The organism is Gilliamella sp. X-23, from assembly GCF_057063545.1.
In genome coordinates, this window is sequence record NZ_JBXSQG010000001.1 from 218,898 (window position 1) to 242,819 (window position 23,922).

At 33.8% G+C, this 23,922-nt stretch carries 20 protein-coding genes and 1 tRNA gene; 12 read left to right on the plus strand and 9 right to left on the minus strand.

What is annotated here, in order from left to right:
• The first annotated feature begins 15 nt into the window (after positions 1 to 15).
• The gene (mtnN, locus tag ACYH9I_RS01220; protein WP_174797809.1) at positions 16 to 708 is read left to right on the plus strand and encodes a 5'-methylthioadenosine/S-adenosylhomocysteine nucleosidase; all 693 of its coding nucleotides are present in this window, start codon (positions 16 to 18) and stop codon (positions 706 to 708) included.
• Complete coding sequence (locus ACYH9I_RS01225) at positions 705 to 1,331, plus strand: TRIC cation channel family protein (protein WP_483558276.1); 627 nt, start codon at positions 705 to 707, stop codon at positions 1,329 to 1,331. The genes mtnN and ACYH9I_RS01225 overlap by 4 nt, the downstream gene beginning before the upstream one ends.
• A 32-nt stretch (positions 1,332 to 1,363) precedes the next feature.
• On the opposite strand, the gene rnd is transcribed toward ACYH9I_RS01225, so the two are convergent.
• Positions 1,364 to 2,446: a ribonuclease D gene (gene rnd, locus ACYH9I_RS01230; RefSeq protein ID WP_483558277.1), complete on the minus strand. Its 1,083-nt coding sequence runs from the start codon at positions 2,444 to 2,446 to the stop codon at positions 1,364 to 1,366.
• Positions 2,447 to 2,470: 24 nt separating this feature from the next.
• Positions 2,471 to 3,625: a metallophosphoesterase gene (locus tag ACYH9I_RS01235; protein WP_483558279.1), complete on the minus strand. Its 1,155-nt coding sequence runs from the start codon at positions 3,623 to 3,625 to the stop codon at positions 2,471 to 2,473.
• A 33-nt stretch (positions 3,626 to 3,658) separates the two neighbouring features.
• On the opposite strand from ACYH9I_RS01235, the gene cmoA reads away from it, so the two are divergent.
• From cmoA to ACYH9I_RS01250, 3 genes are all read left to right on the plus strand, one after another.
• The gene (gene cmoA, locus ACYH9I_RS01240) at positions 3,659 to 4,429 is read left to right on the plus strand and encodes a carboxy-S-adenosyl-L-methionine synthase CmoA (protein WP_483558280.1); all 771 of its coding nucleotides are present in this window, start codon (positions 3,659 to 3,661) and stop codon (positions 4,427 to 4,429) included.
• Between the two features lie 36 nt (positions 4,430 to 4,465).
• Positions 4,466 to 5,434: a tRNA 5-methoxyuridine(34)/uridine 5-oxyacetic acid(34) synthase CmoB gene (cmoB, locus tag ACYH9I_RS01245; protein ID WP_483558282.1), complete on the plus strand. Its 969-nt coding sequence runs from the start codon at positions 4,466 to 4,468 to the stop codon at positions 5,432 to 5,434.
• A 256-nt stretch (positions 5,435 to 5,690) separates the two neighbouring features.
• On the plus strand, positions 5,691 to 11,726 hold the full coding sequence (locus tag ACYH9I_RS01250; RefSeq protein WP_483558284.1) for an alpha-2-macroglobulin family protein: 6,036 nt from the start codon (positions 5,691 to 5,693) through the stop codon (positions 11,724 to 11,726).
• Positions 11,727 to 11,913: 187 nt separating this feature from the next.
• On the opposite strand, the gene ACYH9I_RS01255 is transcribed toward ACYH9I_RS01250, so the two are convergent.
• The 5 genes from ACYH9I_RS01255 to hemA all read right to left on the minus strand — a co-directional run bounded on the left by ACYH9I_RS01255 (position 11,914) and on the right by hemA (position 15,542).
• Entirely contained in the window at positions 11,914 to 12,849 is a 936-nt protein-coding gene (locus ACYH9I_RS01255; protein WP_483558285.1) for a hypothetical protein, read from the minus strand.
• Between the two features lie 581 nt (positions 12,850 to 13,430).
• A tRNA-Leu gene (locus tag ACYH9I_RS01260) sits at positions 13,431 to 13,517 on the minus strand.
• Positions 13,518 to 13,615: 98 nt separating this feature from the next.
• Positions 13,616 to 13,858: a zinc ribbon domain-containing protein gene (locus ACYH9I_RS01265; RefSeq protein ID WP_483558286.1), complete on the minus strand. Its 243-nt coding sequence runs from the start codon at positions 13,856 to 13,858 to the stop codon at positions 13,616 to 13,618.
• 121 nt (positions 13,859 to 13,979) lie between these two features.
• Positions 13,980 to 14,234 (minus strand): DUF1289 domain-containing protein, encoded by a 255-nt coding sequence (locus tag ACYH9I_RS01270; RefSeq protein WP_483558288.1) that lies wholly within the window; start codon positions 14,232 to 14,234, stop codon positions 13,980 to 13,982.
• 36 nt (positions 14,235 to 14,270) lie between these two features.
• The gene (gene hemA / locus ACYH9I_RS01275; RefSeq protein ID WP_483558289.1) at positions 14,271 to 15,542 is read right to left on the minus strand and encodes a glutamyl-tRNA reductase; all 1,272 of its coding nucleotides are present in this window, start codon (positions 15,540 to 15,542) and stop codon (positions 14,271 to 14,273) included.
• Between the two features lie 191 nt (positions 15,543 to 15,733).
• Here hemA and lolB point away from each other — a divergent pair, with 191 nt between their 5' ends.
• The 6 genes from lolB to ACYH9I_RS01305 all read left to right on the plus strand — a co-directional run bounded on the left by lolB (position 15,734) and on the right by ACYH9I_RS01305 (position 21,641).
• Complete coding sequence (gene lolB / locus ACYH9I_RS01280; RefSeq protein ID WP_483558291.1) at positions 15,734 to 16,354, plus strand: lipoprotein insertase outer membrane protein LolB; 621 nt, start codon at positions 15,734 to 15,736, stop codon at positions 16,352 to 16,354.
• Between the two features lie 12 nt (positions 16,355 to 16,366).
• Positions 16,367 to 17,206, plus strand: a complete 840-nt coding sequence (ispE, locus tag ACYH9I_RS01285; protein ID WP_483558293.1) for a 4-(cytidine 5'-diphospho)-2-C-methyl-D-erythritol kinase — start codon at positions 16,367 to 16,369, stop codon at positions 17,204 to 17,206.
• A gap of 176 nt (positions 17,207 to 17,382) precedes the next feature.
• Positions 17,383 to 18,444 carry a bifunctional transcriptional activator/DNA repair enzyme AdaA gene (locus ACYH9I_RS01290; protein ID WP_483558295.1) on the plus strand — a complete coding sequence of 354 codons (1,062 nt, stop codon included), beginning with the start codon at positions 17,383 to 17,385 and terminating at the stop codon, positions 18,442 to 18,444.
• A 181-nt stretch (positions 18,445 to 18,625) separates the two neighbouring features.
• Entirely contained in the window at positions 18,626 to 19,177 is a 552-nt protein-coding gene (gene apt, locus ACYH9I_RS01295; protein WP_483558296.1) for an adenine phosphoribosyltransferase, read from the plus strand.
• 243 nt (positions 19,178 to 19,420) lie between these two features.
• Positions 19,421 to 20,191 (plus strand): dimethylargininase, encoded by a 771-nt coding sequence (gene ddaH / locus ACYH9I_RS01300; protein WP_483558298.1) that lies wholly within the window; start codon positions 19,421 to 19,423, stop codon positions 20,189 to 20,191.
• 49 nt (positions 20,192 to 20,240) lie between these two features.
• Complete coding sequence (locus ACYH9I_RS01305; protein ID WP_483558300.1) at positions 20,241 to 21,641, plus strand: basic amino acid/polyamine antiporter; 1,401 nt, start codon at positions 20,241 to 20,243, stop codon at positions 21,639 to 21,641.
• Between the two features lie 227 nt (positions 21,642 to 21,868).
• Here the strand turns inward: ACYH9I_RS01305 and ACYH9I_RS01310 are convergent, their stop codons facing one another.
• A complete protein-coding gene (locus ACYH9I_RS01310; protein WP_483558302.1) occupies positions 21,869 to 22,615 on the minus strand; it encodes a tRNA1(Val) (adenine(37)-N6)-methyltransferase in 747 nt (248 codons plus the stop codon).
• Complete coding sequence (gene nfi / locus ACYH9I_RS01315) at positions 22,605 to 23,270, minus strand: deoxyribonuclease V (protein ID WP_483558418.1); 666 nt, start codon at positions 23,268 to 23,270, stop codon at positions 22,605 to 22,607. The genes ACYH9I_RS01310 and nfi overlap by 11 nt, the downstream gene beginning before the upstream one ends.
• A gap of 60 nt (positions 23,271 to 23,330) precedes the next feature.
• Between nfi and ACYH9I_RS01320 the strand changes: the two genes are divergently transcribed.
• Complete coding sequence (locus tag ACYH9I_RS01320) at positions 23,331 to 23,912, plus strand: IMPACT family protein (protein ID WP_091347074.1); 582 nt, start codon at positions 23,331 to 23,333, stop codon at positions 23,910 to 23,912.
• Positions 23,913 to 23,922: the final 10 nt, after the last annotated feature.

Below are 23,922 nucleotides of genomic sequence, written 5' to 3' on the forward strand. Positions count from 1 at the left end.
AGCCAAGAGGATCGCATGAAAATTGCTATTATTGCTGCAATGGAAGAAGAAGTAGCCATATTAAAAAGTAAAATCACTCATTATCACGTTGAGCGTTATTTAGGTTGTGATTTTCATTTAGGTCAAATTGCTGGTTGTGAAATCGTACTGCTTCAATCTGGTATTGGTAAAGTAGCTGCATCATCAGGTACTACCTTATTATTAAATAATTATAAAGTAGATGCTGTTATCAACACTGGTTCGGCTGGTGGGTTATCGTCCGACCTTAATATTGGTGATATTATTGTTTCAAAAGATGTTTTTTACCACGATGTTGATTTGACTGCTTTTGGTTACAAGCCAGGTCAAATGTCAGGTTGTCCTGTAGCATTTGATGCTGATCAAAAATACCAATCATTAGCAAAAATCTGTATCAAAAAGCACGGAGTTAATGCGATTGAAGGTTCGATTGGTAGTGGAGACGCTTTCATAAATGGTAAAAGCAATTTAGCAAGAATAAAACAAACTTTCCCAAATGCTATTGCTGTTGAAATGGAAGCCGCAGCTATTGGTCATGTTTGCTGGTTATTTAAAGTACCATTTGTGGTTGTTCGCGCTATCTCGGATAATGGAGATAATGAATCTGCAGTTGATTTTCAATCCTTTTTAAAATTAGCTGCAACACAATCATCACTCATTGTTGAATCAATGCTAAGTGAGCTTGCGTGAGTTATCTTTTTTGGTTTGACATATTAGGTACCATTGTATTTGCTATTTCTGGTGTACTACTAGCAGCTAAAAAAGAAATGGATCCAATCGGGGCCTTAGTGTTAGCGGTCATCACCGCTATTGGTGGTGGTACAATCCGCGATATTGTTTTAAATCATGGTCCGATCTTTTGGATCACTGATTCCACTGATCTGTATATTGCTATCATAACCTCGTTAGTCACCATGCTCTTATTACGTTACTCATCATCAATTACAGTCCCTAAATGGTTATTTTCTGTATTAGATGCAATTGGCCTTGCTGTATTTGTGGGTATTGGCGTGAACAAAGCGATTTATTCTGACGTAAACAGCTTAGTGGCGGTTTGTATGGGCGTGATGACAGGAGTAGGTGGTGGTATTATTCGAGATGTACTTGCTCGAGATATTCCAATGGTATTTAAAACCGACATCTATGCCACTGCTTGCGTCATCGGCGGAACAATCCATGTTATCGCTTATAATGCATTTAAACTACCTTTAGAATATTCAACATTCATTGGTATTTTGGTTACACTGGTTATTCGATTATTAGCTATTTATCGTAACCTGACTTTACCTATTGTTGGATTAAAAAATCATTAAATGCACAAACTACGCCTACACTTAACCAATAATCAAAGACAATACTGCTCAAATAAAGGTTTACGCCAACCTATTAATAATTCTGGTACCTTTCCCTTTTTATCGATTTTCCACTTTATGTATTGATTAATTAATCGACGTGAAAGCAATAAATCCTCACTAAGACCTGTTTGTGAAGAAATAGTCAGTGCTGCTTGTTTTAACTCACTAGTAATTTTTTTATAATCTGGATAGCTATTAACTCGGCGAATTGGTTGAATTTCGGGTATGGGAGTAGATAAAAGATCCAAAATTATTTGACCATACAAGCGAATTTCTTTCCCTTTCATACCTAACTTATCAAGTTCTCCTAATGATGTCGGTGAAAAGCGTGCAATTTTCAATAATACTTCTTCATGTACTACAAAATTTATAGCAATATCTTGTTCTTTTGCTAATCTATATCGCCAGCTCGCTAATTTATACAATTGTCCTAAATTTTTCCCTTTCAATTGCCAACTATTTTTAATATTTAGATAAGCATCATTTGGATCCATTAATTCCGATTTACGGACAACCGCCATTTGGCACTCTTGATAAGCTGCTTGTAAATAATGATTAGTACTTAACTGTGATTTTAAAATATTAATTAATGGGAAAAGATATAACACATCATTAATAGCATATTTACACTGTTTTTCAGTTAATGGACGTTTTAGCCAATCTGTTCGGGTTTCACTCTTATCAAGTTCGACCTCTAAATATTTTTTTACTAAACTAGCATACCCACTACTTAATGGATTATCTAGAAAAGAAGCTAATATTTGGCTATCGACAATCGGTGTTGGAACACAGCCAAAATGATAAGAAAAGACCTCAATATCTTCACTACACGAATGAAAATATTTTTCAATAGTTGGATTATTTAATATAGCCAAAAAAGCCTGCCAATCAGTAATATTAATTGGATCAATTAATGCTGCATGTTCACCATTAAATACCTGCAGTAAACCCAAATGAGGGTAAAAGGTTCGAGTTCTAACAAATTCAGTATCTAAAGCCAAAGCCGAGCTATTTTCGATTTTTGAACAATAATCAGCTAACTGATCATTACTAATAATAAGTTGATAAGACAAAATCAAATTCCTGTTCAAATATATTTATTCATTGTGTGTATTTTTATCAAAAACGATATCCATTACCACGATTTCGGAACGAGTCATTAAGCGAATTGGTGGTCCCCAAAATCCATATCCACTACTCACAATGCTGCTAAAATGATGATCTTCGTTTCTATATAATCCATAAGTATTTTTATATATTAATTTTTCAATAATATTAATAGGAAATATTTGCCCAGCATGAGTGTGCCCAGAAATCATCAAATCAACTCCCAATTTTTCTGGCTCATTAAGGTCTTTTGGTTGATGATCTAATAAAATAATTGGTGAATCAGTATTAGTAAACATAATAAGATCTGACAGTGAAGCCCTATTTACATCATAATGAAATGAAGAAAAATCATCTCGGCCCACTAATGTAATCCCTATATCATCAAAATAAATGATATCATCCTTTAATACTTTCATACCTGCTTGCCTAAAAGCATTAGCAATATCTTCTTCTCGGTTATTTTCTTGGTTAGTAGCTAAGTATTCATGATTACCAAAAATAATATAAGTACCATATTTTGATCTTAATTGTTGAAATTGCTTATCAAAACCATTTTGTGTAAAAGGTTTTAAACGTTTATCTAATGTATCCCCCGTAATCACAATAAAATCAGCATTAAGCTTATTCACTTCATCGACCATTTGTTGAATAAATCGATGTGTCGTTAGTTCATTAAGATGAATATCAGAAAGTTGAACAATACGTAAACGTTCAACATTTGCGGGCTTATCTATTTTAACTTGGTAATTAACGATCTTTGGATTAATTGCCATTTCATGACCAAAACAAAACAATACTACGGAGACAATAATATAAACAATTTTAAGCCATAAATTGGGTTTAACCTTTTTTTTACTAAGCCAACGTACAGTGTCAAAAGTAAGCGAAGTAAAAACGCAGCAGATCATCAAACCAGTAATAACATTACAGCATAATGGCAACCAATAAGTTGATATATTATTAAATATTTTAGAAAATATTAGCGATAATCCGGCTATAAAAACAACGATCCAATAAATAAATCGATGACAGCCAATGAAATTAAAATCAAACCAAAATAGCCATCGTTTTCCTAGATAGAAAGTTATTAAAACACTAACAACAATCGCTATAAAAATAGTAATAAAATCGACAAAACTCATAATTATCCGAGCAATTGAATATAAAAAAATGATATGATAACAGAATTAATTTCTATAGTACCAATTAGTTTTATGGATACCAAAAAAGACCAGCTATTCTCGACACCAATAGATAAATTAGGCGATTGGACATTTGATGAAAAAGTCGCTGAAGTTTTTCCTGATATGGTGCAGCGTTCCGTACCTGGTTATTCTAATATCATCTCAATGATCGGCATGTTAGCAGAAAGATTTGTACAGCCTAATTCAACGATTTATGATTTAGGCTGTTCCTTAGGTGCTGCCACATTATCTATTCGTCGTCATGTTAATCACGAAAACTGCCATATTGTTGCAGTAGATAATTCCCAGCCCATGGTTGATCGCTGTAAAAGGCACCTTGAATCATATAAAGCAAATACACCAGTGGATGTAATTTGTGATGATATTTGTAACCTCAATATGCAAAACGCGTCAATGGTAGTACTTAATTTTACTTTACAGTTTTTGACGCCAGCAAATCGCCAACGTATTTTAAATAACATTTACAGCGCATTAAATCCTAATGGTATTTTAGTGCTGTCTGAAAAATTTAGTTTTAGTGATTCAACTATCGACGAATTGTTATTTAATATGCACCATGATTTTAAACGTGCTAACGGCTACAGTGAACTTGAAATCAGCCAAAAACGTAACATGTTAGAAAACGTCATGCTAACAGATACAATCAAAACCCATAAACAGCGACTATCTGAAGCTGGTTTTAAACATATTGATACATGGTTTCAATGCTTTAATTTTGGCTCTATCATTGCCATAAAATAACTGATTGATTTAAGCTTAATTGATAAGGAAAACAGAATGATTGATTTTGGTGATTTTTACCAGATTATCGCAAAAAATAAACTAAGTCGCTGGCTAGAAGTCTTACCAGCACAACTGGCAAACTGGCAAAACCAAAATATTGATAACCGTTTTAATCAATGGCTCAATAGTATTAAACACTTACCAGCTATCCCCCCTTATCAAATTGATTTACTGCATAGTGTAACTGTCAATAGTGAAAAACCTATCTCGATTGGTGAACAGCAACGAATTACTCAACTACTGAAAAACATGATGCCATGGCGTAAAGGCCCTTTTCACTTATATGGTATTGATGTTGATACAGAATGGCGTTCAGATTGGAAGTGGGAACGCTTAATTAATCATATTGATAATTTAGAAGGTAAAATTGTTTTAGATGTGGGTTGTAATAGTGGTTACCATTTATGGCGCATGATTGGCGCTGGAGCAAAACTTGCTGTTGGAATCGATCCTATGGCACTTTATCTATGCCAATTTGAAGCTATTCGCAAATTATTGGGTAACGATCAAAGAGCGCATTTATTACCACTTGGTATTGAGCAGTTACCCAAACTTGGTGCTTTTGATACAGTCTTCTCAATGGGCGTTTTATATCATCGTAGGTCGCCACTTGATCATTTATTTCAATTAAAAGATCAACTCGTTGAAAATGGTCAATTAGTACTCGAAACATTAGTCATTGATGGTGCTGAACATACAGCACTCATGCCGGGTGAACGCTATGCTCAAATGCGGAATGTTTATTTTATTCCATCTGTTCCAACGATGATTAGTTGGTTAGAAAAATGTGGATTTTCTGATGCAAAACTAGTTGATATATCACTCACCAGTTTGGATGAACAACGTAAAACAGAATGGATGACATCTGATTCTCTTGCGGACTTTTTAGATCCGACCGATTCAACAAAAACCATTGAAGGCTACCCAGCTCCAATGCGAGCGGTTTTTATTGCTAAAAAATAAAGTAAATTGATAATTATAAATGCCTATTTTTTCAACTGGTTATCCGATCCCTTTAAATATCTACATTTTATATTTGTAAGTGGCATTATTATGTAAAGTGTTATATTATAAAAAATTAGTATTTTTAAAATAATATTCACTATTAAAAATAAACGATAAAAAAGCTTGTCGAAATTTTGAAAAGTGTGCGTATTGAAATACAAAACATAATAAAAAAATTGATTTTTAAATTTTATATAAGGAATAGGAATAAATAATGGGATTACTGAAATTAATCTTGCAACTACCTTTCTATATTTTGCAAAAGGCTTGGGAAATAATCAGTTATTTTTTGCTTTTTTTACTAATTTTAGCAAAAGGATTTTTTTGGTTATTTAGTCCAATTATCGGTGATATAAAATGGTCAACACCAGATTGGCTACCTAATGCAAAAAGATTTTACTATGCAGTAGGTTCTACATTAAAAAAAATAAAAACTTTAATTGGTGCAAGTATTATTTTGGGATTTATTGCTTACTTTTCTGGTAATTACGCCTATCATTGGTATTTAAATCGTCCAAAACCGATTGAACCAGCACCTGTAGTAATAAATACCTATTCAGCTGAATTAACCCCACCAAGTACAAGTGACGGTATAATATATATCCAATTCATCGGTGCTAAACGCCCACCAATTCCCCTAGAATCAATCAATAAAGATGAAATAACAGAAGGTATTACCATTTCACCAAACATTGAGGGGAAATGGACATGGTCAAATGATTCAATAATAAGATTCATACCAAAAGAGAGAAAGTGGCCACTTGGTATTAAATATACAGTCGTATTGGATAAGTCAAAATTATTGGCTGAAAATAGCGAACTAGAAAAAAATAGTGAAATCTTATCCTTTATTTCTCCTGATTTCGAATATAATTTCAAAAATCGAGGTGAGCTTTATTCCAATCCTACAGAAACTAATGTTAGGAATGTCATAAATACAATCAAATTTAGTCATCCTGTTGATAAACAAAGTTTTGAAAAAAATATTGTTTTATCACTTTATGAAAAAGACAAGAAATATGACAGTTTTTACGGAAAAAACTATGATAAATTTTTAAACCATGTCGATTTTACTATAACCTATGGTGATAATGACAAAATTGCATATATAAAGAGTGCACCTATTCCCTTACTTGATAACGAAGGTTATTTAAAAATAAGAATTAACAAGGGGGTTAAGTCAGCTTTAGGTGGTAGCCCAATAAATTACGATATAACTAATAATGTAACTGTACCGGATAAATATCATTTAAGCGTTACAAAAACAGAGCTTACATTGGTCGAAAAAAGCAACGAAAAAATACAGCAGGTATTAGTATTATCATTAAGTCATGCTGTAAGATCTGAAGATGTATCAAAAGCAATCAAAGTTTGGCAATTACCTGAAAATAAAAATGGTTCGTATAGTGAAAAAGATAGCAATAGCACTTCTGGTAGATACGAAATAAAATATAATGTAACTCCAGAAATACTCGAAAAATCGACTCCAATATCAATGAAACCAATTGATACTGAACTTACTTATCAGAATCAAATTAGCTTTGAATTCAAAACCGAACAAAACTCAAAATTATATATTGAGGTTAATCAACCTTTATCTTCTCAAGATGGGTATTTTTTAAAACAAGATTATCAGACGATATTGACAGTTCCTAGTTACCCAACTTATCTTGATTTTGCTGCATCAGGTTCTTTACTATCCTTATCAGGCGAAAAAAAATTACCAATCGTTTCACGTAATTTAGAACAAATGAAGTTAGAAATGGATCGCGTTATTCCTTCACAATTGCAACATCTAGTAGCGTTTAATCAAAGCTATGAATTTAAAGATATGGATTTTGGTGAACTTGATAATGATCATTTTGTTGAAAAATACAGTATAACTAAAGATTTTACAGGAGCTCCAGAGGAAGTAAAATACACCAATGTCGATTTAACTCGTTACTTAACAGCCGATACAAACGGTAATAAAAATCGAGGGGTCTTTTTATTAAGACTTTATGGGAAAAAAACGAAAGATACTCAATATGAGTTCATGGCTTCTCGTTTTATTGTTGTGACTGATTTAGGAATTATAGCTAAAAAATCGCTTGATCAATCAAATGATCTATTTATTCAATCGATAAGCTCAGGTGAACCGATTAGTAATGCTAAAGTTTCAGTATTGGGAATGAATGGAATCACTATTACTTCACAAAAAACTGATAGTAACGGTCATGTCCACTTTTCACCATTATCTGAATATTATCAAGGTATTAAACCACTTTTATATGTTGTTGAAAAAGGACGTGATTTATCATTTTTACCAATCAAAAGTTATGAAAGAAATTTAAATTTATCTCGTTTTGATATAGGTGGTATCCGTGAAACCATAGAAGGTGGAGAATTACGTTCACATATTTTTTCAGATAGAGGTATTTATCGTCCAGGTGATACATTCCACATTGGCACCATAGTTCGAGCTCAAAATTGGGAAAATTCCTTGGAAGGGATCACTGTAGAAGCAGAAATTTATGATCCAAAATCCAATTTAGTACTAAAACAACCAATTGTGCTAGATAAATCAGGATTTAATGAGCTTAGCTATAAAACCAATTATGAGTCCCCTACTGGTGATTGGTATATTAATTTATATTTAAAAAATGATGATGAAGAGTCTCGGGTACTGTTAGGTTCTAGTTCGATTGTGGTTCGTGAATTTGAGCCCGATAAAACAACCGTATCGCTTAAATTATTACCAGAGATAAAAGATGGGTGGTTAAAACCTGAAGATATTCAGGCTGAAATCAAAGCCAAAAACTTATTTGGTACAGATGCTGCTAATCGACGAGTAACAAATACATTGATTCTTGAACCTTCAACCCCTTATTTTAAAAAATATGAGGACTACTATTTTTATCAAAACATTTCAGGGGGAAGAAATAGTTTTAAAGTTGAATTAGATGACGAAACAACAGATGAAAATGGTGTAGTAAAAATCGATCTTAATGACAATATGCAAAGCTTTGAAGGCAACTATACATTAAGAATGTTAACAGACGTTTTTGAACCGGATAGCGGTCGAAGTGTTGCTGCAACAGCAAGCACCTTTGTATCACCAAATGATTATTTGGTTGGTGCAAAAGCTGATGGTACTTTAAGATACATTAATAAAGATTCGGTTCGTCATATTGATTTTATAGCTATTAATCCTGCCCTAGAAAAAATAGAGTTATCTGATCTAAAACTTGTTATAATGGAAGAAAAATATCTTTCAGTATTAGTCAAACAGCCTTCGGGGGTTTATAAATACGAATCACGCCGTAAAGAATCAGTACTATTAGAACAGCCATTTAAGATTAGTTCTGAAAAAACAACATACGAATTAGATAGCAAAAATCCAGGTAATTATATTATCCAAATTAGAAATAAAAACGATGAGTTACTTTACCAAAGTAAATACTCTATTGTAGGTACAGCTAATATTACTCGTGATTTAGATCGTAATGCAGAATTAACATTAAAGATTAAAGATGCACAATATAATCCAGGTGACGAAATCGAAGTTTCAATCACTGCACCGTATGTAGGTAGTGGTATTATTACCATTGAACGCGACAAAGTGTATGCTTGGAAATGGTTCCATACAGACACAACAAGCTCAGTACAAAAAATAACACTTCCTAAAGACATTAGCGGCAATGGTTATATTAATGTCCAATTTATTCGTGATCCAAATTCAGATGAAATTTTTATGAGTCCACTTAGTTACGGTGTTATACCATTCAAAATTTCAAATGAGCAATTTAATGATAAAATTGTATTACAAGCACCATCACTAATAAAACCTGGAGATACACTGCCAATTACTTTACATACAAATACACCACAAAAAGCGGTTGTATTTGCGGTAGACGAAGGAATTTTACAGGTCTCAAATTATAAACTTAAAGATCCATTAAATAACTTCTTACGCAAAAAAGCACTATCAGTAAGAACTTCGCAAATTTTAGATCTTATATTGCCAGAATTTCGTCATTTATTGACAGCATCCGCTCCTGGTGGTGATGGTGATAATGATGATGTCTTATCAAATCATTTAAATCCATTTAAACGCAAAGTAGACGAACCTGTATCCTATTGGTCAGGTATTATTGATGTAGATGGCGATAAAACTTTTGAATATAAAGTGCCTGATTATTTTAATGGCAAAATTCGTATCATGGCTGTATCGGTTGGTGATAAAACAATGGGACATACTCAAATGTCAACAACTGTACATAATGATATTGTTTTACAAACTAATGCTCCATATTTTGCTGCACCAGATGATGAGTTTGAAGTGTCACTAAATGTAACTAACCTGATTGAAAATATTGGAGATAAAGTCGTTCCGATCAATATTAAGGTTTCAACATCCCCTAACCTATCAATTATTGGCGACAGTAACAAAGCTATTGAATTAGCTAATGGCAAAACTGGAGTTTTAAAATTTAATTTTAAGGCAACCGACAAACTTGGTAATAGCGATCTTCACTTTTCAGCCAACTATAATGATATTACAATCACACGTGATGTTAGCCTTTCAATAAGGCCATTAACTGAATACAGATTAATCACAAAAATGGGAAGAATGGAAGATCATAAACAAACGTTTACTGATTTTAGAAACATGTATAGTAACTTAAGTAAACGAGAAGCTACCGCATCTTATTCACCATTTATACTAAGTAAAGGCCTAAGTACCTATTTACAAGACTACCCACACTATTGTTCTGAACAGATTGTAAGCCGAGCAATTCCTGTTTTAATAGCGAGTAAATATCGTGATTTTGATCTGGCTTCGAAAGAAGGGATAGCACCATTATCAGAACTATTCCAAGTGTTGCAATCTCGTCAAAATAGTGAGGGTGCAATTGGTTTATGGTACTCAACTTACAATGTTAATCCTTTTATTACATTATATGCAGTAAACTTTATGCTTGAAGCAAAAGAAATGGGCTATAAAGTACCTAAAAAAATGCTTGATAATGCTAATAAATATCTGCAAACAATTGCTGTATCTAGAGATAATAGTACTTATGGTTTAAGAGTCCGTGCTTATGCTATCTATTTATTAACAAGGCAAAATAAAGTAACAACAAGCTATTTAGCCTCTACCATGAGCGATCTTAATCGAAAAGAAGATTCATGGAAAAAAGATATAACGGCAATGTATTTAGCTTCATCTTATAAAATGTTAAAAATGGATAAAGAGGCAAATAAATTAATCAAACCTGTTTGGCAACAATTAGAAGCTGCATATGATCGTGCTTGGTGGCTAAACAACTATTATGATCCACTAGTCGTTAATGCAGGAAAAATCTATTTAATCGGCAAACATTTTCCTGAAAAAGTAAAAGATATTCCTGCGCAAGCATTAGAAAATATGGTTATCATGCTGAATGAACAAAAATATACTACTCAATCATCAGCAATGACAATATTGGCTTTAAGTAGTTATTCGCAGAGCATTGAACAATCAAATTTATCTAAAGATACCCTTCAAATTAATGCAATATCAAAAGATGGAGAAAAACAAAGAATTATTGCAAGTTTAAATGGAATTTTGACTAAAGGTAGGTTTAATGTTCAAGATACGCAATTAAACATAACTAATAAATCAAGCTTACCTGTTTGGTATATGTTTTCTGAACAAGGTTATGACAAAGATATCCCTAAAGAGCCAATTAAAGAGGGGCTTGAAGTATATCGTGAATTTACTGATCTTGATGGCAAACCTGTTGAACAAGTCAAACTTGGCGATAAAATTAACGTAACAGTTAGAATCCGAGCACTAGCAGATGAAGGTGCAACTAATATTGCCATTGTTGATTTACTACCAGGTGGTTTTGAAGTAGTACAACAACCAATAGATTCTCAGGAAGAAGATTCTGACGAATATATTCAAGATAATGAAGAATACGATGACTATGAAGAAGATGATTATGATGAAGATGATTATGATGAAAATTATGGTTGGGTTTCACCAATTGGTATAAAAACAGGAAAACATACTTGGTATCCTGAATATACAGATGTACGTGAAGATCGTGTTATTATTTATGGTTCAACTTATAATAATAAAATACAAGAATTCACCTATCAGATCAAAGCAACCAATATAGGAACTTACAGTATTCCTCCTGCATTTGGAGAAGCAATGTATAATCGTGAGATTCAAGCTGTATCAAAAGGTGGACAAAAGATAAGCATCATCCCACAACAATAGTTATTTACAACTAGCCATTCACTAAAACGGGCTTATGCCCGTTTTTCAATAAAATAACCCTTATAATAATGAAAAAAAGGCCATGTCCTAAAACACAGCCCTTTATGTTTACCACTCGTTTTATACTTATACGGCTAAAATGCTAGCTAAATAACAATTTTGCTGACACTAAAAGTATTTAATTTATTTACTGAGTAACAAAAAAATTGATTTGTTTAGTTTCATCGAATGCCTCCTCAAGTTGTCTTGTCGCCGATTGATAACTTTGATTTTTATCCCCTTCTGATGTGCATTCTTTTATAATGGCATGTTTTTTCTGAAAAGTTTCATTCGATGTTAACTGTTTATATAATGATGCTAAGTCTTTACCGGTCGAGGTAAAAAACTTATTCCAATCATTTAATTGAGTTTCTACAAATTCACGCCCTTTCTTACAAACAATAGCATCTAACTGAATATTTGGAATCGTATATTTCTTTATCTCAGAAAATGTAGGATGCTGATTTATGAAGTTTACTTTCTCATTAAATCCTTCTGCTTTCAAAGATTCAATAAAACTATCTTCGCGGAATAATTTGATTTTTTGAGATTGGAACTGTCCTTTTCCTCGTAAAGTAACTTCAGCTGGATAAGGCTCATCAACTGAATAATCCCAAAAATCTTTTTGACGCTCAATAAAAACATCATTAATAACTTTAACCGGCAGTTCAAGCTCTTGTTGTTCACCGTTAATAATTACAGGAACTGAATTTAAATGTTTAGCTATCAACTTATCGTAAGTTTCGTCACTTACATTCGAAGTTGTATAGAAAGTTGTTAACAAATAATAGTTACTTTGAGTAGGATTAATTAATCCAGAACTATCAGTTGTTGAAGGCTTAGCGATAAAATTTAACGATTGATTGCCGTAAGACAATGTATGCTTACCGTACTCAAATGTATAATTTACACTTGATTTTGCTGGAATGGTTAATTCTTTTCCATCAACAATCACTTTTATTTCATTCGGAGTTGGATTGTCAATCATACGATCAACTGAGCTAGACGAAAAGGTATCTGAACCAAAACAACCAACCAATGTTATATTGCAAACTAGCAACAAAGAATATTTTATTTTTTTCATCGCATTAACTTTTCAAGGTTTTAAAGGGGACCAAATATTATCATAAATTTAATAAAACAACTATTTTAGCTATCATTTTTAATATTATTTGTAGTAATACCATAAATTTGAAATGCTGTAGAAAAACCTAACTATTTACTGATTATGCTACATCTGCATTAAAGCACGAATCACGCTTTCAGCTACACATTCATTTGACAACTGGCAAATTTTTTGAATTTTTAATTGCTACGATAGTGATCATACCTTTTAACAATGAGGAGACAGCAAAGTCTCAATCAATCACTAAACGGTATAGAATCCTGAATATTTTTTACAAAAAATAACCTAGACAGAATCAATCCTCTTCTTTAACTTCCAAATACACAAAAAAAAGGATGCGATCATTTTTTTAGCAAAAAAATCAATGAATGCTTTAAGTCTTTTAGAGTTTTATATGTCGAAGGATAAAGAAAGCAAACTTGCCAAGTATTTTCTTTATTATACTCAGGCGAAATTCCAACTAACTGTTTTCTCTTTAACTGTTGTTGTACAGAGAAACTAAAAAGTTGAACGATAAACTGGAGTTCTTTTTGTGGACTTGGTGCCAGTGGTCGGACTCGAACCGACACGCTTTTAAGGGCGGCGGATTTTGAATCCGCTGCGTCTACCAATTTCGCCACACTGGCATTAAAAGTGTAAATAAGTAAACGTTAGCATTATACTTAGCTTTGCAATATCTGCAACAACTATTATCATAAAGTGCTTTGTATGTCTAAAAAACAAGCTACCTTCTAGGCTTCCATGCAGGTAATTTTTTAAGGATTATATAAGCCGTTTGTTTAGCTATAGCATTATCAATATTGTAATTTTTAGCATATTGTAATGTGACTTCATGCCATTTTTCATCAAATGTTTTCATTGTGCCATCCTTATGAGCACAATGTTTACAATAGCTTTTAGACATATCAAGCAATGGATAATCAGCAATAGCTGTCATTGGCATGCCACAAGCAATACACATTTTCATATTCTAAGTTCCAATAAAATTAAAAAAGGTGACTCAAAAATTGCCATCTTTATATGTATCAAAAATCCTACTCTTAGTTAAACAAGATTACAATATACAGTTAAAAATAGATAAATAGATTTCAGAAATTAAGATCAAATTGTGATGTGTTTGGATTTAATTGTTGTTGTCGTTGTTGCTGTAATAATAGATAATGGCGCCTTAATGCCCGTTGTTTGCACAAACGTAAGACTTCTTGCTTTTGGCTATCACTCAAGGTTAACCAGTTAAATCGTTCTTCTCTTGAGCGATAGCAGGTAATACAATAGCCTTGTTTATCAGTTTCACAAACTCGTTTACAAGGGCTTGGGATATCAAAAAATTCAATCTGATCCAATTTATTCCTCGTTTTTTAGACAAAGCGATATATTTACTAGTGTTCTTTTAAGCCCAAACCTTTACTAAGCACTTTGAAACAGTCATCACAATCATGTGTAGCGGCATGGAGTAATGTTTGAGTCGGTGCGTGGATTAATTTATTGGTTAAACGATGGGAAAACTCAGCAAAAACATCGTCAATATTAGCACCTTGCTTGATCGAGTTTAAGGCTTTTATTTGTAACTCACGCTTAATACTTTCCGCATTACTACGATATTGCTTAACATAAGCAACAGCGTACCTAGTTTTAAGCCAATCAATAAATTGTTCAGCTTGTTCTTGAATAAGATATTGCGCTTCTTTCGCGGCAATAGCGCGTTGCTCTAAATTACTTTCAACCGTTTTTTGTAAGTCATCAATAGTGTAAAGATGCACATTATCGAGCTGATTAACCTCTTCCTCAACATCGCGAGGCACAGCTAAATCAATAAACAGCATTTTGCGATAATTTCTAGCGCGTAAAGTGCGTTCAACCATGCCTTTACCTATGATAGGTAAAGGGCTCGCTGTTGAACTAATCACAATATCAACATCTTTAAGCCGATTAGCGATATCAGGCAATGAAATGATTTCTGCATCGATACCTACTGCAAGTTTTAATGCCTTTTCACGGGTACGATTGGCAATAATCACTTTATTAAACCCATGCTGTTTTAAATAGCGTGAGATAAGCTCTATTGTTTCCCCTGCTCCAACAAGCATAATATTTAAACTAGAAGTATCAACAAAAAGATGGCGAGCAACTAAACAAGCGGCATAAGCAACAGATGCCGTATTAGCACCAATATTGGTTTCACTGCGAACAATTTTTGCCACATGAAATACTGTTTGAAATAGTTTTTTTAATTGGACAGATAAGCAGTTTTGTTTTTGAGCAAAACTATATGCCTTCTTAACTTGTCCTAAAATTTGTGGCTCACCAATGATCATTGAGTCCAAACCACTAGCAACCGACATCAAATGCTCAATAGCTTGTTGGCCGTCATACCAATAAAGTGAGTCTTTATATAGCTCAATATCAAGATGATGAAATTGCCCTAACCAACTTTCTACCGACTGTTTTAATCTTAGATAGTCAGTTTGATGCTCATAACTCAAATAAATTTCTGTTCGATTACAGGTAGACAAAATCACACACCCTTCAACCAAAGGATGTTGGTATAAGCTGTATAACGCTTTATCGACAATCTCAGCAGGAAAAGCAAGCCTTTCCCTTAAAGCGACTGGCGCAGTTTTATGATTAACACCAAAAATTGTAATGGACATTGCATCGCTTCTTTTTTGAAGGTTATATATTGATATAATTATTTTATTTATATTAAACGAGCTTTAAACCTATATTATACATAAAAAAAGAATAAAGATTAATTTACATAGTTACTTTTTCTTATTCAGATAATTATCGGTTATAATACACTCATCGTTGACAACAAACACTAACAACTAAGAGTTACTTCATGTCTAAAATCAAATATGCTTTTCTTATCGTATTATCTTTATTTATCGCCGCTTGCCAATCAACTAAATCACAAAATTCCATTTCAGTTGAACAACAATGGCAAGCTCACCAACAGAATCTACAACAAATAAATGCGTTTCAAGTAAACGGCAGTATTGCTTATATGAGTAATAAGTCTCGTAATTATGGTCGATTTTTAATTACCCAACAGTCAACAGATAATTACGAAGTCAAATTAACCACCCCCGTTGGTACCAATATTTTAAGCTTAAAAGCCGAGCCTAATTATGCACAACTGCTTGATAAAAATGGTGAAAGTTATCAAGATGTCAACGTTGAAAATCTAATGAAAAAAATCTCTAACGTAAATATACCATTAAATTCTTTACATAATTGGTTAAAAGGATTTTCAGACAACAATAATGCTGACAAATTAGACAATTCAGGGCGCTTAATATCAACCGTCTTTATGCAAGGCAATAATAAATGGACATTAAAAATTTCCAGTTATACAAATTATACCTATAAAAATAAAGAAGTTTATTTACCTGCAAGCATTGAACTTACCCATGATGATGTAGTGGTTCGATTAAAAATTAGCAACTGGGTTTTACGATAACGGATAATATTTATGAAACAATGGTTATCACCTGCTAAATTAAATTTATTTTTATATATTACAGGCCGTCGTGCTGATAATTATCATAATCTACAAACGCTATTCCAATTTGTAGATTATTGTGACATTTTGACCTTTACAGTCCGTCAAGATGACAGCATAAAATTATTAACACCATTTGCTAACATTCCCGACGATAAGAATTTAATTACGATCGCCGCAGAACGATTAAAGTCGTATGCTAACAAAAAAAATATTGGTGTAGATATTACAATTGATAAAAAAATGCCAATGGGTGGTGGACTAGGCGGTGCTTCTTCCAATGCTGCCACTGTATTAGTCGCACTAAATCAGTTATGGCAACTTAACTTATCGACTGAAGAATTAATCGAAATAGGCCAAACAATTGGGGCTGATGTGCCAATTTTTATTCATGGGCATGCAGCTTTTGCTGAAGGCATTGGTGATCAACTCCAAAGCGTCGACATTCCTGAACACTGGTATCTAATCGCCTGCCCTAATATTGAAATATCAACAGCCAAAGTCTTTAACGAACCAAACCTATCTCGTGATACACCCAAGCTCAGTATCCAAGAGCTTATTGCTTTACCGTTTGATCAATTTAAAAACGATTGTGAAAATGTAGTACGTGAGCGTTATCCTGAAGTTGATAAACTCATAGCTTACTTATCACAATTCGCTCCTAGTAGATTAACAGGTACGGGAGCTTGTGTTTTTACACAGTGTGAATCAAAACAGCAAGCATTGGACATTCAAACCAAACTTAAAACACTATCAGTCAACAGCTTTGTAGCAAAATCATTAAACAATTCACCTTTATACAGAAATTAACTAAAAAACTTAACCAACACATCATTAATTGGTTAAGTTTTTTTATTCTAAAGTCTTTCTTTATGGCAAATTTTCAATATAAAAAATAGTTGTCGTTTTTTCGGTTGCAGCCGCTACTATATTATTTAATATGCATACTAATTATTAGATGTAATAAAATTAAGGCTTAAAAAATTATGGTTATTAGTAATGCGGACAAAATAAGAGAGTATTATCAAGCTTTACTCACAAAAGATCAAAACTATGTGGGAATCTTTTATGCAGGAGTTAAAACAACATCAGTATTTTGTATTGCGACTTGCAGAGCAAGAAAACCAAAATTTGAAAATGTTGAATTTTTTACTACATTTAAAGCCGCACTTGATGCAGGATATCGACCTTGTAAAATTTGCAAACCAACTGAAAATGCTAATGAAGCACCTATTGACGTTACTAAAGCCATCACATTAATTACAGAAAATCCTAAAACAAAAGTATCTGATACCATATTAAAAAAACATCAAATAAGCCCTGAAATGGTCAGACGCTGGTTCAAAAAACATTATGGAATCACCTTCCAAACTTATCAAAGGATGTACCGAATTAATCAAGCCTATCAAGAGCTTAAAGTAGAAGGAAATGTTATTAATACCGCTTATAACACAGGGTATGAATCTTTAAGTGGTTTTGGGTATACCTATAAAAAGATCATCAAAAACACGCCATTAGAAAGTATCAATCAAGACATTATTTTAATTAATCGTTTAACAACGCCATTAGGCCCCATGTTTGTATGCTCTACCAATAAAGGGATCTGCTTATTAGAATTTGTAGATAGAAGAATGTTAGAAACTGAACTCGAACAACTACAAAGACAATTAAAAATGAAAATTATTTTTGGTGATAATAGTCATATAAAACAGGCCAAAAAAGAGATTGAAGAATATTTCCAAGGAAAAAGGCATTATTTTAATGTCAAATTACATACACCAGGAACAGACTTTCAAAAAGCCGTTTGGGATTGTTTAAAGCAAATTCCTTACGGAAAACTAACCACCTATAAACAACAAGCAGAAAAAATTAATAATCCACAAGCTATACGTGCAGTGGCAAGTGCAAATGGATTTAATCGAGTTGCAATTATCATACCTTGTCACCGAGTCATTGGCTCGAATGGCGAATTAATGGGATATGGTGGAGGCTTAGAGCGAAAACGTTGGTTAATTGAACACGAAAAAAAATATTCAAATAAAAACTAAATGCATTTGCTCTCAAACAAACTGTGTGAATATTGTATTTTTTTGTAAAAAAAAGTAAAAAAACAAGTCAACGATTCTATTTTCCAGCGATATTACTTTTTGTTTATTGCCATGCCAAACGGCGAAAGTATATAATAAAAAATTGTCCATTCTTATAGAAGAGAGATAGAGAACATTTAATATGACTCAATTACAAGAAAAACTTTCACTAATCAAAAATAGTATTATCACCATCCCAGATTATCCTAAAAAAGGGATTTTATTTCGTGATATTACTAGCCTGCTTGAAAATCCTATTGCATTTCGAACTTCTGTTGAGCTATTAATCGATCACTATAAAGATAAAAAAATAGATAAAGTGGTTGGCACTGAAGCGCGTGGATTTATTTTTGCAGCTCCGATTGCATTAGCATTAAATATAGGTTTTGTACCAGTTAGAAAACCAAATAAGTTACCGCGTCACGTATTTAAAGAAGAATATCAATTAGAATATGGTACTGATACGCTCGAAATTCACTCAGATGCCATCAATCCCGGTGAACGCGTATTAATTATCGACGACTTATTAGCGACTGGTGGTACTGTTGCTGCAACAGCAAAATTGATTCAAAAAGCAGGTGGCATTGCCGAAGATGCAGCTTTTGTCATTAACTTACCAAGTTTAGAGGGTAAAACTAAACTCACCAATATGGGTATTGATTGTTTTACATTGGTAGATTTTGAAGGTGAATAATCCAACGATTTAAAAACATCTTTAAGGGTAATTCATATTACCCTTTTTTATATAATCCCCCAATGACATCCATACTTCTGTACAATTATCCATTCGTAACTCACTTACAATATCAGTAAAAATTCAGTACTAAACACAACAAAAACAAATTGCATAAAAAATCAAATTTAAGCTTGATTTAGTTAATATAGTGAATTATTATTCAAAAATAAAGCATAATTATAAGACAGGAGTAAGTAAAAAATGAAAAAATTTAACCATATTATTGCAAGAATGCCCGCCAAATCACTAATTAACGGTTTAACATCAGCCAACTTGGGCAAACCAGATTATCAAAAAGCCCTAGATCAGCACAACAATTACATCCGAGCATTACAACAGTGCGATGTCGATATCACAATTTTACCCGCTGACGAACGTTTTCCAGATTCGGTATTTGTTGAAGATACAGTCCTTTGTACGCCATATTGTGCCATTATTACAAGACCTGGAGCCGAAAGCCGCAGAGAAGAAACTGAAATTATCGCTGACACCATCGAAAGATTTTATCCAAATAAAGTGGAAAGAATTAACGCACCTGGTACAGTTGAAGCGGGCGATATAATGATGGTTGAAAACCACTACTACATTGGCTTATCGGCTCGAACCAACCAAACTGGTGCTAACCAAATGATAGCTATTTTAGAAAAGTACGGATTAACTGGCTCAGTAGTTAAGCTTGAAAAAGTGTTACATCTAAAAACGGGTCTTGCTTATTTAGAAAATAACAACTTATTAGCAGCAGGCGAATTTATCACTAAACCCGAATTTCAACACCTTAATATTATTGAAATCCCTGAGCAAGAAAGTTATGCGGCTAACTGCATATGGGTTAACGACCACGTTATTATGCCAGCAGGCTATCCAATTACAAAAGGCAAAATCGCAAAGCTTGGTTACCAAGTTATCGAAGTGGATACCTCTGAATATCAAAAAATAGATGGTGGCGTAAGTTGCATGTCATTACGATTTTAAAATGATTGAATAAAAACCTACTAATACTCAACTTAACAATAAGCGAACTATGAATACACCAATACAAAAAAAGCTAGGCATACTTCCCCTTACCCTATTAGTTGTTGGCAGTATTGTAGGAAGTGGAGTTTTTAGCCTACCACAAAACATGGCCGAAGGGTCAGGGACTGCAGGGATTTTAATTGCATGGACAATAACCCTTTTGGGCATGTTCATGCTAACACGGGTATTTCAGTATTTATCGATCCGATTTTACAAAATCAATGATGGATTATACGGCTATGTACGAGAAGGATTTGGCGATTATATCGGCTTTAATGCAGCATGGGGATACTGGATATCGGCATGGATGTCGTGTACTAGCTACTTAGTTATTTTATTTAGCGCATTAGGATCTTTTGATAGCTTAAACTTCTTTGGTCATGGCACCACATTACCGGCGGTTATTGCAGCTATTTTATTGTTATGGATAGTACATTATTTTGTATTGAAAGGAATATATCGCGCCTTTTTATTAAATTGTTTAGTGACATTAGCTAAAATTGTGCCTATCGGTTTATTTATTGTTTGTGTTAGTCTCGCCTTTAAAATCTCGACATTTAAGATCGACTTTTGGGGAACACCGCAATTAGGATCAATTATTGATCAAGTTGAAAACACCATGCTTTATACCGTTTGGGTCTATTTAGGAATTGAAAGCGCAACGGTTTATGCCAAAAGAGCCAAAAATATTATCAGTATTAGTCGCGCAACCTTTTTGGGCTTTGCTATTACCAGTTTATTACTTGTTTGCGTATCTGTGTTATCACTTGGCATTGTACCGCAACAAGAACTGGCGCAAATGAAAAATCCATCAATGGCCTTAGTCATTGAACGTGTCATTGGTAGCTGGGGGGCGACCTTGATCAACATCGGCTTAATCGTGTCGGTCAGTGGCGGATTATTATCGTGGCTAATGCTAGCTGCCGAAATGCTATTTTTAAGCGGTCAAGGCAAACAGCACACGGTGCCAAGTTGCTTTGGTAAACTCAACAAAGCGGGTACACCTTCCAACGCTTTATGGTTAACAACAAGCTTAATAACGGTATTAATTATCCTTGCTCATTTCAATCAATCGGGCTACAACACCTTAATCCAGCTATCAACCTCAATGGTACTTATCCCCTACTTGCTTTCGGCGCTTTTTGTTTTCAAATTGGCTATTCAACAAGGCAAAGCCTATTTAATTATGATTGGCGCTTTAGGATCGATTTATGGAGTATGGTTGATTTATGCTGGTGGTACAACTTATTTATTACTTTCCATGATACTCTATAGTGTGGGACTATGTTTTTACCTCTATGCCAGAAAGGAACGATCTTTACCAGCATTTAGTTACTTACACGACAAAGTGTATGCTATTGCAATTATCCTATTAGCTATCATCGCTATTTTATACTTCTTGATCTGATCATATTTAGTCGAGGCTTTTTGACAATCTCAAAAAGCCTCATATGAGCAAAAAATACGAATATATAAAAGGAATACAAGCGACTTAAATAATAAGTTATATTTGTATATAACATTAATTTTATGCTTTAACTTTTGAGGATGAAAATTTCTTTTATCAAGATTTATTATTTACTATTAAATAAATTAGATTCACTATGAAATTAAAAATAAGTAAGCATCTAAGCGTTATTTTCGAAACAGATAAAAATCAGCTAACAACCGTCTAAACTCTTGTGAATAACGCCCATCATCATCTCGCATACACAATTCCTGCGAATTAACCTTATTAGACTCAATTAATGAAAAAGCCATCAACGACAACGAAAAGTCTTTATCTGCACTATATCTAACATTCATCAATTCGTGTAAATATAACTGATTAGATTCACATAAAAACCTAAACTGATTGGATAAATGATAAGGCAAAACTAAACAAAATTGACCTGCGGGGTTTAATAAACGCTTAACCGTGCCAATAAGCTGTTGAAAGTTTAAACTTTCGGTATAGCGTGCTAATTGCCTTTGCGGATTACGACAATCAACAGCGGATTCAAAATAAGGGGGATTGGTCACAATCAAATCATAGCCCACGGCATGACTTGGCTCAAATTGATTAATATCGATATTAATCGCATTAACCGAGGTAAACCCAGCTTGTTGGCTATTTTGCTGACATTGTGCCACCGCCTGCACATCAATATCAATCGCATCAATTTGACAGTGATTATGCTCTAATCGCTGAGCTAACATCAACGCAATTACGCCACAACCACAGCCAATATCTAGTATTTTTTGCGGAACAGAACAAATGGGCGCCCATGCGCCTAACAAACAACTATCGGTTGTTACCTTCATTGGACTTTTGTCATGCCCAACAAAAAAACGTTTAAAGGTAAAGCCACCTTTTTTTAATGGTAGTGGATTATTGTGCATGTTTAAACTTCTTAAACAAAGGTTTATTTGACGCAATCGCATCAGCCCAGCGAGTGGGTTCGGGCAAGCGATAGCCACGCAAGCATAAATTAACCCATTTTAAAGCGCTATCTTGACTCACTCGATGACCGGCCGAAATAAATAAAGGATTGCAATTATTTTTACTACATAGCACCCAACCAATCTGCTCTTGCTTATCTTGCAAAGGCGTGACACTACCTGCTTGTTTTGGCAATGGTTCATACTGACCACACAACTTTTTTTTAGCCACTCCAATCGTTGGCATATCTAGCAACAAACCTAAATGACTGGCAATACCTAAACGTCGAGGGTGAGCAACCCCTTGTCCATCAACGAACAATAAATCGGGTTTCTGAGTTACCTGCTGCCATGCCTCGATCAGTGCGGGATACTCACGAAAAGATAAATAACCGGGAATATAAGGAAACTGCGTTTTTATTCGAGCAATATGGTATTCAACAACTTTAAAATCAGGATAAGTAAGAACAACCATTGCAGCTCTAGTCACATGACCATCATCCTCAAAACCTACATCGGTTCCACCAATAAATTTAACCGACTGACAAAACGCATCGGTTAATATAACTTGTTTTGCTAACGTCTGTTGTGTTTGCCTTAATTGTTCTAAATTAATAGACATTTTGATTCTGTTCAGTATTATTATCCACAATAAATTGATTTTACCAGAATTAGCATGCCATATACATTAGCAAATCCCGTTGAACTAACAGAAGAAATAAAAAAAAGCCGCTTTATTGTCAATGCTGCGCCAGTTACAACAGCCGAACAAGCCACCGACTTTATTAACCAAATCAGTGATCCCAACGCTACTCACAACTGCTGGGCATGGAAGATTGGACAACAATATCGATTTAATGACGACGGCGAACCGACCAGCACTGCCGGTCGCCCTATCCTTTCCGCCATTGAAGGGCAAGATTGCGATCAAGTGGTTGTGGTGGTAACTCGCTACTTTGGTGGCATAAAACTGGGTACTGGCGGGTTAATTCGTGCTTATGGTGGTTCGGCTAGCCACTGCTTACAACAAGCTGAGCTGATTGAACTTATTGCCCGTATTCCTCTGCAATTTCACTGCTATTATAGTGAATGGCCAATTATTGAAAATCGTCTAAAGGAGCTTGATGCCATTATTGAAAATCAAGAGTTTGATGCTGAAGGTGTCAAAGTCACAACAGGCATAACACAAGATAAATCGCAATTACTGCAAAAAAATATCAGCGACATCACCCGTGGACGCGTTATTATTGAGTTGTAAAAACAAGGAT

Bases quoted from the DNA above. Each gene is read 5' to 3' on its own strand.
- ACYH9I_RS01250 (WP_483558284.1), top strand. From the start codon at position 5,691: ATGGGATTACTGAAATTAATCTTGCAACTACCTTTCTATATTTTGCAA.
- ACYH9I_RS01320 (WP_091347074.1), top strand. From the start codon at position 23,331: ATGCCATATACATTAGCAAATCCCGTTGAACTAACAGAAGAAATAAAA.
- ispE (WP_483558293.1), top strand. From the start codon at position 16,367: ATGAAACAATGGTTATCACCTGCTAAATTAAATTTATTTTTATATATT.
- ddaH (WP_483558298.1), top strand. From the start codon at position 19,421: ATGAAAAAATTTAACCATATTATTGCAAGAATGCCCGCCAAATCACTA.
- cmoA (WP_483558280.1), top strand. From the start codon at position 3,659: ATGATAACAGAATTAATTTCTATAGTACCAATTAGTTTTATGGATACC.
- ACYH9I_RS01235 (WP_483558279.1), bottom strand. From the start codon at position 3,625: ATGAGTTTTGTCGATTTTATTACTATTTTTATAGCGATTGTTGTTAGT.
- ACYH9I_RS01290 (WP_483558295.1), top strand. From the start codon at position 17,383: ATGGTTATTAGTAATGCGGACAAAATAAGAGAGTATTATCAAGCTTTA.
- ACYH9I_RS01255 (WP_483558285.1), bottom strand. From the start codon at position 12,849: ATGAAAAAAATAAAATATTCTTTGTTGCTAGTTTGCAATATAACATTG.
- mtnN (WP_174797809.1), top strand. From the start codon at position 16: ATGAAAATTGCTATTATTGCTGCAATGGAAGAAGAAGTAGCCATATTA.
- ACYH9I_RS01265 (WP_483558286.1), bottom strand. From the start codon at position 13,858: ATGAAAATGTGTATTGCTTGTGGCATGCCAATGACAGCTATTGCTGAT.
- hemA (WP_483558289.1), bottom strand. From the start codon at position 15,542: ATGTCCATTACAATTTTTGGTGTTAATCATAAAACTGCGCCAGTCGCT.
- lolB (WP_483558291.1), top strand. From the start codon at position 15,734: ATGTCTAAAATCAAATATGCTTTTCTTATCGTATTATCTTTATTTATC.
- apt (WP_483558296.1), top strand. From the start codon at position 18,626: ATGACTCAATTACAAGAAAAACTTTCACTAATCAAAAATAGTATTATC.
- ACYH9I_RS01305 (WP_483558300.1), top strand. From the start codon at position 20,241: ATGAATACACCAATACAAAAAAAGCTAGGCATACTTCCCCTTACCCTA.
- ACYH9I_RS01310 (WP_483558302.1), bottom strand. From the start codon at position 22,615: ATGCACAATAATCCACTACCATTAAAAAAAGGTGGCTTTACCTTTAAA.
- cmoB (WP_483558282.1), top strand. From the start codon at position 4,466: ATGATTGATTTTGGTGATTTTTACCAGATTATCGCAAAAAATAAACTA.